At 34.6% G+C, this 15,904-nt stretch carries 14 protein-coding genes; 8 read left to right on the top strand and 6 right to left on the bottom strand.

All coding sequences use genetic code 11. From position 1 onward, the window contains the following. Window positions 1-176: 176 nt before the first annotated feature. The 6 genes from gyrA to dnaA all read right to left on the bottom strand — a co-directional run bounded on the left by gyrA (window position 177) and on the right by dnaA (window position 8,696). Window positions 177-2,663, bottom strand: a complete 2,487-nt coding sequence (gyrA, locus tag JQM81_RS12405) for a DNA gyrase subunit A (RefSeq protein ID WP_235234048.1) — start codon at window positions 2,661-2,663, stop codon at window positions 177-179. Between the two features lie 27 nt (window positions 2,664-2,690). After that, window positions 2,691-4,625 (bottom strand): DNA topoisomerase (ATP-hydrolyzing) subunit B, encoded by a 1,935-nt coding sequence (gene gyrB / locus JQM81_RS12410; RefSeq protein ID WP_235234050.1) that lies wholly within the window; start codon window positions 4,623-4,625, stop codon window positions 2,691-2,693. Between the two features lie 10 nt (window positions 4,626-4,635). Then, window positions 4,636-5,727, bottom strand: coding sequence for a DNA replication/repair protein RecF (gene recF / locus JQM81_RS12415; RefSeq protein WP_235234051.1), 1,092 nt, complete (start codon window positions 5,725-5,727; stop codon window positions 4,636-4,638). After that, complete coding sequence (locus tag JQM81_RS12420; protein ID WP_235234052.1) at window positions 5,717-5,926, bottom strand: RNA-binding S4 domain-containing protein; 210 nt, start codon at window positions 5,924-5,926, stop codon at window positions 5,717-5,719. Before JQM81_RS12420 ends, recF begins: the two co-directional genes overlap by 11 nt. Window positions 5,927-5,934: 8 nt before the next feature. Next, complete coding sequence (dnaN, locus tag JQM81_RS12425; protein WP_235234053.1) at window positions 5,935-7,044, bottom strand: DNA polymerase III subunit beta; 1,110 nt, start codon at window positions 7,042-7,044, stop codon at window positions 5,935-5,937. A gap of 269 nt (window positions 7,045-7,313) precedes the next feature. Further along, window positions 7,314-8,696, bottom strand: coding sequence for a chromosomal replication initiator protein DnaA (gene dnaA, locus JQM81_RS12430; RefSeq protein ID WP_235234054.1), 1,383 nt, complete (start codon window positions 8,694-8,696; stop codon window positions 7,314-7,316). A gap of 342 nt (window positions 8,697-9,038) precedes the next feature. Here dnaA and rpmH point away from each other — a divergent pair, with 342 nt between their 5' ends. From rpmH to rsmG, 8 genes are all read left to right on the top strand, one after another. Next, on the top strand, window positions 9,039-9,173 hold the full coding sequence (rpmH, locus tag JQM81_RS12435) for a 50S ribosomal protein L34 (RefSeq protein ID WP_004607108.1): 135 nt from the start codon (window positions 9,039-9,041) through the stop codon (window positions 9,171-9,173). Between the two features lie 49 nt (window positions 9,174-9,222). After that, on the top strand, window positions 9,223-9,558 hold the full coding sequence (gene rnpA, locus JQM81_RS12440; RefSeq protein ID WP_235234056.1) for a ribonuclease P protein component: 336 nt from the start codon (window positions 9,223-9,225) through the stop codon (window positions 9,556-9,558). A gap of 12 nt (window positions 9,559-9,570) precedes the next feature. After that, the gene (gene yidD, locus JQM81_RS12445) at window positions 9,571-9,783 is read left to right on the top strand and encodes a membrane protein insertion efficiency factor YidD (RefSeq protein WP_235234058.1); all 213 of its coding nucleotides are present in this window, start codon (window positions 9,571-9,573) and stop codon (window positions 9,781-9,783) included. 32 nt (window positions 9,784-9,815) lie between these two features. Continuing rightward, complete coding sequence (locus tag JQM81_RS12450) at window positions 9,816-10,883, top strand: YidC/Oxa1 family membrane protein insertase (protein WP_235234060.1); 1,068 nt, start codon at window positions 9,816-9,818, stop codon at window positions 10,881-10,883. Between the two features lie 12 nt (window positions 10,884-10,895). Further along, complete coding sequence (gene jag / locus JQM81_RS12455; protein WP_235234062.1) at window positions 10,896-11,726, top strand: RNA-binding cell elongation regulator Jag/EloR; 831 nt, start codon at window positions 10,896-10,898, stop codon at window positions 11,724-11,726. A 73-nt stretch (window positions 11,727-11,799) separates the two neighbouring features. Further along, window positions 11,800-13,233 (top strand): tRNA uridine-5-carboxymethylaminomethyl(34) synthesis GTPase MnmE, encoded by a 1,434-nt coding sequence (gene mnmE, locus JQM81_RS12460; protein WP_235234064.1) that lies wholly within the window; start codon window positions 11,800-11,802, stop codon window positions 13,231-13,233. Further along, window positions 13,199-15,106 (top strand): tRNA uridine-5-carboxymethylaminomethyl(34) synthesis enzyme MnmG, encoded by a 1,908-nt coding sequence (gene mnmG / locus JQM81_RS12465; RefSeq protein WP_235234066.1) that lies wholly within the window; start codon window positions 13,199-13,201, stop codon window positions 15,104-15,106. Before mnmE ends, mnmG begins: the two co-directional genes overlap by 35 nt. Window positions 15,107-15,126: 20 nt before the next feature. Continuing rightward, a complete protein-coding gene (gene rsmG / locus JQM81_RS12470) occupies window positions 15,127-15,840 on the top strand; it encodes a 16S rRNA (guanine(527)-N(7))-methyltransferase RsmG (RefSeq protein ID WP_235234068.1) in 714 nt (237 codons plus the stop codon). Window positions 15,841-15,904: the final 64 nt, after the last annotated feature.

A 15,904-nucleotide genomic window follows, 5' to 3' on the forward strand; every position in this document is an offset into this window, starting at 1 on the left:
TGGGTGCTCTTGACATGTTCGTTCATTTTTGCTATTAAATAGACAACGGCTTAACCGCAGAAAACTGCCATTAAGCCGCTTAATTATCATAGAAGATCTCAATTTACAGAAAAAATTTCACACCGTCCATAAAAAAATCGGGACAAAAGATTTTTTGTCCCGATTTTTTTACATTATTACTCAATAGGATCCATTATTTCTTCTGAAGCTTTTTCTTCCTCGTCACCTTTTCGCACTTTTGCTATACTTGCAACGATATCTCCTTCTGGAAGGTTTATCAGTTTTACTCCAGATGTTACTCTTCCAAGTGTAGATATTCCTTCACATTTCATTCGAATGATAATACCTTCTGTATTGATAATCATAATCTCATCATCATTATTTACAGCTTTTACTCCGACTACATTACCAGTCTTCTCTGTAATCTTATAACACTTTACACCTTTTCCTCCACGGTTCTGGCGTGTGAATTCTTCCATTGAAGTTCTCTTTCCCATACCTTTTTCTGATACGATCAAAAGTTCTTCGCCCTGGGAATCCAACTGCATTCCAATGACTTCATCACGATCCGACAGATTCATTCCGCGTACTCCCATAGATGTTCTTCCTGTTGGGCGTACATCTTTTTCATTAAAACGAATACACTGACCATACTTGGTTATCATGAAAATATCTCTGTCATTATCGGTATATTTTACTTCAATCAATTCATCTTCTTCCCGAAGTGTAATAGCTGCAAGTCCTGTCTTACGGACGTTCGCATATTCTTTGATAGGAGTCTTCTTTACAAGACCTTTCTTTGTAGCCATCAGAAGGTACTCTCCATCTCTGTATTCATCAATTGGAATAACGGCACTGATTTTTTCTCCAGGCATTAATTGAAGAAGATTCACAATTGCTGTTCCTCTTGAAGTACGACTTGCTTCCGGAATTTCGTACCCTTTTAGACGATATACACGTCCCGTATTGGTAAAGAACATAATATAATGATGTGTATGAGTCATAAATAACTCTTCTACATAGTCTTCTTCCAATGTCTGCATTCCTTTGATACCTTTTCCTCCCCTATTCTGAGATTTGAAAGTATCATTTGACATACGCTTGATATATCCAAGCTTTGTCATTGTAATAACAACATCTTCTTTCGGAATCAAATCTTCCATAGAGATGTCGAACTCATCGAATCCAATTGAGGTTCTTCTTTCATCTCCGTATTTATCACGAATGACAAGAATTTCCTCTTTGATTACTCCAAGAAGAAGTTTTCTGTCAGCTAAGATTGCTTTTAATCTGCTGATCTGTTCCATCAATTCGTTATATTCTTTTTCCAGTTTTTCCCGTTCCAGACCGGTCAGAGCACGAAGACGCATGTCAACGATTGCCTGAGCCTGAACATCAGACAACCCGAATCTCTCCATTAATTCTGATTTTGCAATCTGAACTGTCTGTGAACCTCTGATAATCTTAATAACTTCATCAATATTATCAAGAGCAATCAACAAACCTTCTAATATATGTGCTCTTTCTTCTGCTTTATTTAATTCATATCTGGTACGTCTGGTTACAACCTCTTCCTGATGCTGCAGATAACAATTCAACATTTCCAGAAGATTCATAACTTTTGGTTCATTATTGACCAGTGCCAGCATGATAACTCCAAAAGTATCTTGAAGTTGTGTATGTTTATATAATTGATTTAAGATAACGTTTGCATTGACGTCCCTTCGAAGTTCAATAACAACACGCATACCCTCACGGCTTGACTGATCGCTTAAGTCTGTAATTCCTTCTATCTTCTTATCTCTGACCATTTCAGCGATCTTTTCTATCAATCTTGCTTTATTCACCATAAATGGAAGCTCAGTTACAATAATTCTGCTCTTTCCATTTGGCATAGTCTCAATATCTGTCACGGCACGAACACGAATCTTGCCTCGTCCGGTTCTATATGCTTCTTCAATTCCTCTGGTTCCAAGAATCATACCGCCTGTCGGAAAATCCGGTCCTTTGATAATCTTTAAGATCTCTTCTATTGTAGTCTCTTCTTTATCTTCAATCTGATTATCTATAATTTTTACAACTGCATTGATAACCTCTTTCAGATTGTGTGGAGGTATATTGGTTGCCATACCAACGGCAATTCCGGAAGTACCATTTACCAGAAGATTTGGAAATCTGGCCGGAAGTACAGTCGGTTCTTTCTCTGTCTCATCAAAGTTCGGTACAAAATCTACGGTATCTTTATTGATATCGGCAGTCAGTTCCATAGATATCTTACTTAGTCTGGCTTCTGTATATCGCATAGCAGCCGCACCATCACCATCTACAGAACCAAAGTTTCCATGACCATCTACCAATGGATATCTGGTAGACCATTCCTGAGCCATATTAACCAAAGCACCATATATAGAACTGTCACCATGTGGATGATATTTACCCATAGTATCACCGACAATACGTGCACATTTTCTATGTGGCTTATCAGGACCATTATTTAATTCTATCATAGAATAAAGTATTCTACGTTGAACTGGTTTCAAACCATCTCTTACATCTGGTAATGCACGAGAAGCAATAACACTCATAGCATAATCAATATAGGAGGTCTCCATTGTTTTTTTGAGATCCACTTCGTGGACTTTATCAAAAATATTATCTTCCATTAGTTGTATCCCTTTCTATGTGTTGTGTTATACGTCTAAGTTCTTTACGTATTTTGCATTTTCTTCAATGAACTCTCTTCTCGGTTCTACTTTATCTCCCATCAAAGTTGTAAATGTAAGATCTAATTCTGAAGTTGACTCTTCATCCATCGTTACTCGAAGTAAGATTCTGTGTTCCGGATCCATAGTTGTTTCCCAGAGCTGTTCTGCATCCATCTCTCCAAGACCTTTATAACGCTGGATTTTATTATTGGTATCACGTCCTACTTCAGACAGGATACGGTCTAACTCTTCATCACTGTACGCATACCATACCTTTTTATTCTTTTCCAGTTTATATAATGGAGGCTGAGCCAGATATACATACCCTTCTTTAATTAGATCTGGCATAAACCGATATAAAAATGTCAATAATAAGGTACTGATATGAGCACCATCTACATCGGCATCCGTCATAATAATAATCTTATGATAACGTAATTTGGAAATATCAAAATCATCATGGATTCCTGTACCAAAAGCAGTAATCATTGCTTTAATCTCTGCATTTCCATATATCTTATCCAGTCTTGCTTTTTCCACATTCAATATCTTACCACGAAGAGGCAGGATTGCCTGTGTTGCCCGGTCTCTTGCCGTCTTAGCAGAACCACCCGCAGAATCTCCCTCTACGATATAGATTTCACAGTTCTTAGGATCCTTGTCTGAACAGTCCGCTAACTTACCAGGAAGTGACATGCCATCCAACGCGGATTTTCTTCTGGTCAGATCTCTTGCTTTTCTTGCAGCCTCTCTTGCACGCTGAGCCATTACAGATTTTTCAATAGTCATCTTAGCAACTGCCGGATTCTGTTCAAGATAAACTTCCAGCTGCTTACTTACAACACTATCCACTGCACCTCTTGCTTCACTATTTCCTAATTTTTGTTTTGTCTGTCCTTCAAACTGGGGATCTTCAATTTTTACACTGATAATTGCAGTCAGACCCTCTCTAATATCTTCACCTGACAGATTCGGTTCACTGTCTTTTAATAATTTGTTTTTTCTTGCATAATCATTAAATGTCTTTGTCAATGCATTACGAAATCCCACAACATGTGTTCCGCCTTCCGGGGTTGTAATATTATTGACAAATCCATACGTATTGTCTGAATATGAATCATTATGCTGCATTGCAACTTCTACAGATACGTTATTTACCATGCCTTCACAATAAATAATATCTTCATACAACGGTGTATTACTTCTATTCAAATATTCTACAAATTCTTTAATTCCACCCTCATAATGGAATGTCTTTTCTATTGGTTTTTCTTCTGGTCTCTCATCGCGAAGTACAATTTTTAATCCTTTTGTCAAAAATGCCATCTCGCGGAATCGCTGCTTTAAAATATTGTATTCAAAAACAGTATCTTCAAAAATTGTATTATCCGGGAGAAATGTTACTTTTGTTCCTGTTGTTTCAGTATCACATTTCCCAATTACTTCTAATTTCTGAACTACTTTTCCACGTTCATAACGCTGTTTATAGATATTACCTTCGCGATAAATCTCTACTTCCAGCCAATTAGACAATGCATTTACAACAGAAGCACCAACTCCATGAAGTCCTCCAGATACTTTGTATCCTCCACCTCCGAATTTACCACCGGCATGTAGAACAGTAAATACAACTTCAACAGCAGGAAGACCTGATTTGTGGTTAATTCCAACAGGGATTCCACGGCCATTGTCCAATACAGTTACAGAGTTATCTTTATTAATTGTTACAAATATCGTATCACAAAAACCAGCTAATGCTTCATCTACAGCATTGTCAACAATCTCATATACAAGATGATGAAGTCCACGGGATGAAGTACTTCCAATATACATACCAGGACGTTTTCTAACAGCTTCAAGGCCTTCCAAAATCTGAATTTCATCCGCACCATATTCGTGCTGTACTTTTTCTGTACTCATTCTTATCCTCCTAGTTCTCATTAGTCACTTGTCCATTCTGGACATGAAACACCTTATTTATAGAAAAACAATGATTTACAAAATCTTCTACCCCTGTACAGGTAATAAGTGTCTGTATATCATGAATACTATCTAATAAATAGTTTTGCCTATGTTTGTCAAGTTCAGACAATACATCATCAAGCAATAAAACAGGCGTGTCATGTATGGCCTGTTTTACTAATTCTATTTCAGAAAGTTTTAATGATAATGCAGCAGTTCTCTGTTGTCCTTGTGATCCAAAACGTCTGATATCCAGATCTTGGATCATAAAACATATATCATCTCTGTGAGGTCCTACAGATGTACTTTTAATTCTCAGATCTCTCTCTCTGTTCTTTCTTAATGCTTGTTCTAATGTAAGATTTCCATTACTGGGTTCATAGATTATCTGTATTTCTTCTCTTTTACCAGTTAATTTTTTATGGACAGAAGAAATTATTTTATTAATTTCTTTTATGAATTCTTTTCTTCTATCTATTATTTTAGTACCATATTGAATTAATTGCAATTCCCAGATGTCAAGAGTATCCATCAGTTGTTCTTGCCTGAATGTCCCCATCTCTTTTAATAGATGATTTCTTTGATTCACAATACGATTATAATTGGACAGATTATTCAGGTATACCTTATCCAATTGAGATAGCTCAAGATCAATAAATCTTCTTCTCTCAGAAGGACCATTTTTGATAATATTCAAATCCTCTGGTGAAAAAAATACAAGATTTACAATTCCAAATAGTTCACTGGCTTTCCTTATAGGAATTTTATTGATTGCAATTCCCTTTGGATTATTTTTTTTCAAATGCATATCTAACTGATATTCAATTCCATTTTTTTCGACAACTGCCTCAATATGTGATTCATCTTTTCCAAATTGAATCATATCTTTGTCCTTGGCACCTCGATGCGATTTTGTTGTTCCAGAAAGATATACAGCCTCTAATATATTTGTTTTTCCCTGAGCATTGTCACCATAAAATATATTAGTATTATCATCAAAATCAAGTTTTAAAAGATCATAATTTCTAAAATTTTTGAGTTTTAAAGATTTAATCTTCAATTCTTATTTCTTCTCCATCAAAAATAACAATATCTCCGGCATATAATTTGCGTCCTCTTCGGGTATCTGTTTCACCATTTACCTTTACCAGACCATCTACAATAACTTCTTTTGCTTCTACCCCAGACTCTACCAGACCTGCCGCTTTTAATGCCTGTCCGAGTTTAATATATTCTTCACGTAATTTTATAGTTTCCATTTTTCCCCCTACGCTACTGCATTAAAGTTTACCGGAAGAATGAGATAGATATAGCTCTCTTCTTCATCTTTGATAAAGCATGGTGCTTTTGCGTTCATCAGATACAAAGTTACCTCTTCGTCATCAATAACACGAAGTGCATCGATTAAAAATTTGGGATTAAAACCTATCAACAGATCTTTTCCTTCTTTGCTAATAAATATTTCTTCATTCATAGATCCAATCTGTGATTTTATCTTTAATTCCATGACTTCATCACCAATATTGATGATAATTGGCTTTTTATCTCCTTCTTTTACAAGTAATGTTGCTCTGTCAATACAGTTTAATAACTCTTTTTTATTAATTCTTACTTTTGTCTCATAATCATTAGAAAGCATCTGATCTATTTTAAAATACTCACCTTCGATCAGTCTTGACACTACAACCGTATTATCAAACTCAAATACAATATGATTGTTGGTATAAGAAATATAAACTATGCTTTCTACTTCTCCAGACAGAATCTTACTTACTTCAATCAAAGTCTTTCCTGGAACAATTAATTTTTTATCACTTACTGAATCTTTCAATTCTATTTTACGAATGGATATACGATGTCCATCCAAAGATATGACTCTCAGAATATTATTTTTTATCTCAAATAATTCTCCGGTCATTAATTTGTTGCTTTCTGTATCTGCAATAGAAAAGATTGTCTGTCTGATAACTTCTTTCAAAGTAAATTGAGATATTTCAATGGATTCTTCTTTTTCAATAATTGGAAGATAAGAGAATTCTTCTCCAGGCTTTCCTGCAATATCAAATTTTGCTTTTTCACAGGTAATAACAGTCTGAAGATTCTCATCCGTTTCGATGGTAATCTCATTGTCTGGGAGCTTTCTTACAATCTCTGAGAATATCTTGGCATCAATGGCTATCATTCCACGGTCAATGATCTCTCCCTCAATATCTGTCTGAATTCCTAATTCCATATCGTTTGCAGTCAATCGTATAATATCATTTGTAGCATCAATTAAGATACATTCCAGAATTGGCATCGTTGTTTTTGATGGTACTGCTTTAGATACTGTGCTAACTCCTTTTACCAAATTGGATTTATTACAAATTATTTTCATGTGTATAACTCCTTTCACGGGGACATAAATAAATATATATATTAAATAATTACGTCTCCTTCTTATTAGGGGCTGTGGAAAAGAGGATAACTGCTTTCAGCCCTTTATTTATCAGTGTTTCAGGTTTTGAAATGTCTGTGGAACAGCTTTGAATCTGATGTGGAAGTACTGGTGATAACTTGTCTTTAAATACTTTTTTATTTCTAAAAAAAATGAATTATACCTGATTATCCACATCTTATCCGAAGGTTGTCCACATGTTATAAACATTATGCAGGATTGATTTTCTTCTTTATTATATTAATTGTATTAGATAAAGTTTCATCTGTTTTTAATTCTGCAGTAATTTTTTCAACTCCATATTTGACAGTAGAATGATCTTTACCTCCCAGAATGATACCAATTGCTTTTAAAGGTGTCTCAGTCATGGTACGAATCAGATACATGGTGATCTGCCGTGGATTTGCAATATCTGCATTACGTTTATTGCTCTTTAAATCAGCAATGGATACACCGAAGTGTTCAGATACAATATCCAGAATCAATTCTGGAGTTACTTCTCTATTATTAGAAGAAACAATGTCTTTTAATGCTTCTGCCGCCAGGGTAATATCGATTGGCCCGTTATTATTTAATTTGAAAAGAGCAATCAGTTTATTAAGTGAACCTTCCAGTTCACGGATATTTGTTTTTACATTTGTAGCAATGTATTCCAGAACATCACGTGGTATATTATATTTTTCCAGATGATCAAGTTCGATCTTCTTCTGGAGAATTGCCATACGTGTCTCATAATCTGGGGATGATATATCAGCAATCAATCCCCATTCAAAACGTGTGCGAAGTCGTGCCTCCAAGGTCTCGATATCTTTTGGAGGCTTATCGCTGGAGATAATGATCTGCTTTCCAGAAGTATGAAGATGATTAAAAGTGTGGAAGAATTCTTCCTGTGTACTTTCTTTTCCAATGATGAATTGAATATCATCAATTAACAAAACATCGTTATTGCGGTATTTGTCGCGGAATTTAGACATTGCAGATTCATTGCCTGCTGTTTTACCATTTTTCAATGCTTCGATCAGTTCATTTGTAAATGTCTCGCTAGTGACATATAATACCTTCTTTTTTGGATTTTTGTCTAAAATAAAGTGTGCAATCGAATGCATAAGATGAGTCTTTCCAAGTCCAACTCCTCCATATAAAAACAATGGGTTGTACACTTCGCCAGGAGATTCTGCTACTGCAAGTGAAGCTGCATGAGCAAAATTATTGTTACCTCCTACAACAAAAGTATCAAAAGTATATTTTGGATTCAGTCCTGCCTTTTCAGCAGCGGACTTTGTCTTCTTTTTATTTGTTGCTTCAATAGACATGCTTTGAATTTCATTCAATTTGTCATCATCTTCGGAGATGAACACAACTTCAAATTCAATACCGGTAATTTCAGCAATACAAACTTTCAACGGAAGAAGATATTTTTTTTCAATATATTCTACACTGGCATTCATATTTACCAAAATAAATACAGTATTATCGATGACATCATATACTTTCAGAGGTTGTATCCAAGTCGAGAATGATACGTTGGACAGTTCATGTTCTACTCTAAGATGTTCAATAATTTCAGGCCACTTTTCCTTCACAATGTTCATTACAATAAACTCCTAATTCTATCCAATTCGTGGTATTTTAAATAATAACCCACTCTTTACTATTCTACATCAAAATAGAGATTTAAGCAATCTTTAATCAGTGTGGATAACTTTATTCACAAGTTTAAAATGCAGATATTCGAGATAAAAATAAAAAAAATAAATGATATCCACACGTTATCCACTTAAAATCCACGTGTTATCCACATTTTGTGGATAAATTAATTTAGAAAAATCCAGGTTTTGCTTGACGTAGAGGCATTTTTTTAATATAATCAAAAATGATGTCTTTAGAAAAAAAGTGGGATTATTCCCTTATAAAATATAAGGAGGTGGATATCTATGAAAATGACATTCCAGCCAAAAAAGAGACAAAGAGCTAAAGTTCATGGATTTAGATCTAGAATGAGCACAGCAGGTGGAAGAAAAGTACTTGCAAGCAGAAGAGCAAAAGGAAGAAAGAGATTATCAGCGTAGGCCGCATATATGTGGCCTTTTCTTCTACAAAAATTGGGAGAATTAGTCAATGAAATATTCCGAATCATTGAAAAAAAATAAGGATTTTCAGAATGTTTATAAACATGGGATATCCTATGCAAATAAGTATCTGGTCATGTATGTACTAGATAATAAGACCAGTCAGAATCGATTAGGAATATCGGTAAGTAAAAAAGTAGGTAACAGTATAGTACGACACAGATTAACAAGATTAATCAGAGAAAGCTATAGATTACAAGAAGATAGATTCAAATGTGGATTTGATATAGTTGTGATAGCAAGAATAGGCGCTAAAGGTAAAAGTTATAAGGAAATTGACAGCGCAATGCTCCATTTGGGTCATCTTCATGAAATTATAGATTAGGGGTAACGTATTATGAAAAAGATTCTGTTAGGCTGTATTAAGTTCTATCAGAAGTATCTATCCGGGCTGAAAGGGTATTCTACCTGTATCTATTATCCAACTTGTTCTCAATATGCAGTAGAGGCAATTGAAAAATATGGTGCATTAAAAGGTGGACTCATGGCAGCATGGAGAATACTTCGTTGTAATCCGTTTGCCAAGGGTGGATACGACCCTGTTCCTTAAAAAAGAATTACAACAATAGGGAGGAAAAAATTATGACTGTGAGTTTACTGACTGCAGCGAATTGGCCGATTGTAGGTCAGATTTGCTGGCTGTTAGGTAAAGTTATGAACTTTATCTATACGATATTAGATAATGTTTTACCAAGCGACACTGGTTTAGTTGGTTTATCAATTATCATTTATACTGTTTTGGTATATACATGTATGATGCCTCTTACCATTAAGCAACAGAGAACGTCAAAGATGACTTCTGTAATGAATCCGGAGATTCAGGCAATTCAGAAAAAATATAGAAATAAAAAAGATCAGGCTTCTATGATGAAGCAACAGGAAGAAATCCAGCAGGTTTATGATAAATATGGAACCTCTATGACTGGTGGATGTCTTCCAATGTTAATCCAGATGCCATTGCTATTTGCTCTATATCCGGTCATCTATGATATTCAGAATTATGTACCTGCAATAAAGAATGCACCTGCAGCGGTAAATAGTTTCCTTACAATTCCTGATCTTACAATATCTCCGATCACAATGATCAAGAATAGTGGTTCTTATGCATTTCCCGCAGTTGTAATTATTATTACAGCAGTTGTATTGCCGGTATTGTCTGGATTGACACAGTTCGGAAGTATCAAATTATCACAGGCAATTTCAGGACAGCAGATGGATAAAGATAATCCGATGGCAGGTACTATGAATACAATGAATTATACAATGCCTATTTTCTCTGTATTCATGGTATTTACACTGGCATCAGGTATTGGTCTTTACTGGATTGTAAGTGCGGTTGTTCGTATGGTTCAGCAAGTATTTATTAATAAGCATCTTTCTAAAATGTCTGTAGAAGATCTGATTGAAAAAAATAAAGAGAAAGCAGAAAAGAAAAAAGCACAGAGAAGTGAAAAAGCCGAAAGAATTAATGCAATGGCACAGACAAATACCAGAGGTATCAAGGATTCTGCAAAACTCAATGTATCTGGTATGAGTGAGAAAGAAAAAGAAGAAAAGATCGCAAAAGCGAAAGCAAATGCAAATAATGCAAAGGCAGGAAGTCTTGCAGCAAAAGCAAATATGGTTAAGAAATTTAATGAAAATGATTAGGGGGCGGCTGTTATGGATTATATTACTGTATCAGCAAAAAATCTGGATGATGCAATTACAGAAGCATTAATTCAATTAGGTGTAACAAGTGATCAGTTAGATTATGAAGTTATTGAAAAAGGTAGTGCAGGTTTTTTAGGAATTGGAATGAAACAAGCTGTCATTAAGGCACGCAAAAAAGTTGTTGTTGAAGAAAAGAAAGAAATTGAAGAAGTAGAGATTCCAAAGGAAGAACCTGTGAAGGAATATCCAAAGAAAGAACCTAAGAAGAAGAACATTTCTAAGGATAGAAAAGAAAAGAAAGAAAAGAAAGAAAAGCATGATGAACCTGTAAAAGAATCTTCTGCAGCTGAGAGAAAAGAAGTTGAACTTGCCAAAATTGAACCTCAGACAATAGAAGCATGTGAGAAGTTTATCTATGATGTATTAAATGCAATGGATATGAAAGATGTAAAGGTTACATCTACTGTAGATGAAGAGGGAGCACTTTCTATTGATATGGAAGGAAGCAATATGGGAATTCTGATTGGAAAACGTGGACAGACTCTTGATTCCCTTCAATATTTGACAAATAGAGTTGCAAATAAGATGCAGGATGGATATGTAAGAGTAAAACTCGATACAGAAGATTATCGCAGAAGAAGAAAAGAAACTCTTGAAAATCTTGCAAAGAATATTGCAAGTAAAGTAAAGAGAACAAGAAGAACAGTTTCTTTGGAGCCTATGAATCCATATGAAAGAAGAATTATCCACTCAGCATTACAGTCTGATCCGGCTGTATCCACACATAGCGAGGGCGAGGAACCATATAGAAGAGTTGTAGTAACACTTGTACGTAGATAAATGATAGAAAGTAGGGGTTGAAAAATCCCTACTTTCTTATTCTATTCAAATAAAGATGATAATGGAGGAAACCATGAAAAATCAATATAATACAACAATAGCGGCAATTTCTACTGCTATGAGCAATTCAGGAATTGGAATTGTCAGAATGAGTGGTTCAGACTCTTTTGAGATTGCTGATAAGATTTATAAAGGAAAGAGAGATAAAAAGTTATCAGATCAAAAATCACATACAATTCATTATGGATACATTATGGATTGTGAAGATACTGTAGATGAAGTTCTCGTAATGTTAATGAGAGGACCTCATAGTTATACAGGAGAAGATACTGTAGAAATTAACTGTCATGGCGGTGTATATATTGTAAAAAGAATTCTTGAGATACTGATTAAAAATGGTGCAAGACCGGCTGAACCTGGAGAATTTACAAAAAGAGCATTTTTGAATGGAAGAATCGATCTTTCTCAGGCAGAAGCAGTAGGAGATCTGATTGTTTCTCAAAATGAATATGCTCTTCAAAGTTCTTTACATCAATTAAAAGGAAATTTAAAAGAGAAAATTAGTAATATAAGAAATGAAATAATTTACCACACAGCATTTATAGAGACGGCATTGGATGATCCTGAACATATCAGTGTAGATGGTTATGGCAAAAAACTTAAGATTGTTGTAGATAAGTTAATGAATGAAATCAAAGTATTATTAAATACGTGTGACGATGGGAGAATTATAAAAGAAGGCATACAGACTGTTATATTAGGTAAGCCAAATGCAGGAAAGTCTTCTTTATTAAATGTGTTAATTGGAGAAGACCGTGCAATCGTTACTGATATTGCAGGAACAACCAGAGATGTTCTGGAAGAACATATAAATCTGCAGGGGATATCTTTAAATATTATGGATACTGCAGGAATTAGAAGCACAAAAGATGTTGTTGAAAAAATTGGTGTAGAAAAAGCAAAAAGCTATGCAGATAAAGCGGATCTTATTCTATACGTAATTGATGCATCCTCTCCATTAGATAAAAATGATGAAGAAATTTTTGGTATAATACAGGATAAACCATCAATTATCTTGCTAAATAAGTCAGATTTAGATATGATAGTAACGGAAGAAAACGTGAAAAAAGCATATTTTGCAAGTAATCTTGCAAAAGAAAATAATTTTAAAGAAATTAAAAAGTTTACAACTCCTATAATAGAGGTATCTGCAAAGAATAACTTGGGAATTGAAAAACTTGAAGAAGTTTTAAAAAATATGTTTTTTGAAGGAAATCTTTCATTTAACGATGAGATTTATATTACAAATATCAGGCATAAGACAGCACTTCAGGATGCTTATGCATCTTTGCAGCGTGTGATAGAAAGTATTGATTTGGGGATGCCGGAAGATTTTTATTCTATTGATTTGTTAGATGCGTATGAGTCTCTTGGAAGTATAACTGGTGAAACGATAGGAGAGGATTTGGTTAATGAGATATTCAGCAAATTCTGCATGGGTAAATAATGATGAATATGATGTGGCAGTAATCGGTGCAGGACATGCAGGGTGCGAAGCTGCACTTGCCACAGCCAGACTTGGATTTCGAACAATAGTATTTACAGTTAGTGTTGACAGTATAGCATTGATGCCATGTAATCCTAATATAGGAGGAAGTTCTAAAGGACATCTTGTCAGAGAACTTGATGCTCTGGGAGGAGAAATGGGAAAAGTGATTGACCGTACTTTTATACAGTCAAAGATGCTCAATAAGTCTAAAGGACCCGCCGTACATTCTCTTCGTGCGCAGGCTGATAAAGCACATTATAGCAGAACGATGCGTCAGGTATTAGAAAATCAAGAGAATCTTGAAATTAAGCAGGCTGAAGTGGTCAATATATTAACGGAACATGGGAAGGTTACAGGCGTTCAGACATTTTCTGGTGCAATATATAATTGTAAAGCCATAATACTTTGTACCGGAACATATCTGAAAGCCCGATGTATATATGGAGATGTGAGTAATAATACTGGTCCTAATGGTCTTCAGGCTGCCAATTATCTGACAGATTGTCTGAAAGAATTAGGAATTAAGATGTATCGCTTTAAGACCGGAACACCTGCAAGAATTGATAAAAATACGGTTGATTTTAGCAAAATGGAAGAACAGGTAGGCGATGATAGAGTTGTACCATTTTCTTTTACTACGAATCCAGATGATGTACAGATAGATCAGGTCTCTTGTTGGTTGACTTATACGAATTCAAAGACGCACGAAATTATTCGTAATAATTTGGACAGATCTCCGTTATTTTCCGGGATGATTGAGGGTACAGGTCCCAGATATTGTCCTTCGATTGAAGATAAAGTTGTAAAATTTGCAGATAAAGAGAGACATCAGGTATTTATTGAGCCAGAAGGCCTGGAAACAAATGAAATGTATATCGGTGGAATGTCCAGTTCTTTACCGGAAGATGTTCAGTATGCGATGTATCGTACAGTTCCAGGTCTTGAAAATGTCCGAATTGTCAGAAATGCTTATGCAATAGAATATGATTGTATTGATGCAAGACAATTGAAACCATCATTAGAATTTCGAACAATTGAAGGATTATTTAGTGGTGGTCAGTTTAATGGAAGTTCAGGATATGAAGAAGCAGCAGCTCAGGGACTTGTTGCAGGAATCAATGCTGCAAGAAAATTGCAAGAAAAAGAACCTTTGATCTTAGACCGTTCAGAAGCCTATATTGGAGTGTTGATAGATGATCTGGTAACAAAAGAAAGCCATGAACCATATAGGATGATGACATCCAGAGCAGAATATCGTCTGTTGTTAAGACAGGATAATGCTGATCAGAGATTGACAAAAAAAGGATATGAGATTGGTCTGATATCAGAAGAAAGATATCAGAGACTTTTGAAAAAAGAAGAACTGATTCAATCAGAAATAGAAAGATTAAAGCATGCTAATATTGGAAATACAGATAAGGTACAGAAATTGTTAGAATCCTTTGGAAGTACACCATTAACATCAGGATCTTCACTTGCTGAATTGATTCGTCGTCCCGAATTATCTTATGAAGCTTTAAAGGAAATAGATGTTAACAGACCAGAACTTCCTGTTGATCTTAAAGAAGAAGTAATTGAGCAAGTAAATATTTCTTTAAAATATGATGGATATATTAGCAGACAAAAAAAACAAGTAGAGCAATTTAAAAAACTTGAAAATAAAAAAATCCCAGAAGATATTGATTACGATGCAGTGAAGAGTCTTAGAATTGAAGCTGTACAAAAATTAAAAGAGTATCGTCCAATTTCCATTGGACAGGCATCTCGTATATCAGGAGTATCCCCGGCAGATATATCAGTACTATTAGTATATCTCAGTGGAGGGCATTAGATAACATATTGGAGCAGGGCATGAATCAATTATTAGAAATTAAATTAAAAGAATTAAATATTCAGATTAATGAAATACAAAAGAAACAGTTTGATACATTTTATTCTATGCTGGTAGAATGGAATAAAGTAATGAATCTTACAGGAATCACAGAATATGAAGAGGTTATAGAAAAACATTTTGTAGACAGTCTTTCCATTGTAAATATTTTTGATTTGTCTGAGATAAATACTGTAATTGATGTTGGAACCGGTGCCGGATTTCCGGGAATTCCACTTAAAATTGCATTTTCTCATTTAAAAATTACACTTTTGGATTCTCTGAATAAACGTATTAATTTTTTAGATTCTGTGATAGATGAATTAAAGCTTGATGGTATATATACAATTCATGGTAGAGCAGAAGACTTTGCAAAAAAAGATGATTATCGAGAAAGATATGATTTGTGTGTATCAAGAGCAGTTGCTAATCTATCTACGTTGTCAGAATATTGTCTGCCATATATACGTGTAGGGGGTATGTTTATTTCTTATAAATCAGGTGATGTTGATGATGAAGTATTAGAATCCAAAAAAGCAATTTCAATACTTGGCGGAAAACTTGATAATGTGGTAAAATTTCAGCTTCCGGGAACTGATATTAATCGTTCTTTTATAAAAATAGAAAAAATAAAGAATACAGGAAAAAAATATCCCCGAAAAGCTGGTTTGCCTTCAAAAGAACCTTTAAAATAACAAGTTTATGTTTGTTTGGCAGAAAAAGCTCTGTATGAATTTGTCATACAGAGCTTTTTCTTAT

It is taken from the genome of Faecalicatena contorta (genome assembly GCF_021531895.1).
Lineage (GTDB): Bacteria > Bacillota > Clostridia > Lachnospirales > Lachnospiraceae > JAFBIX01.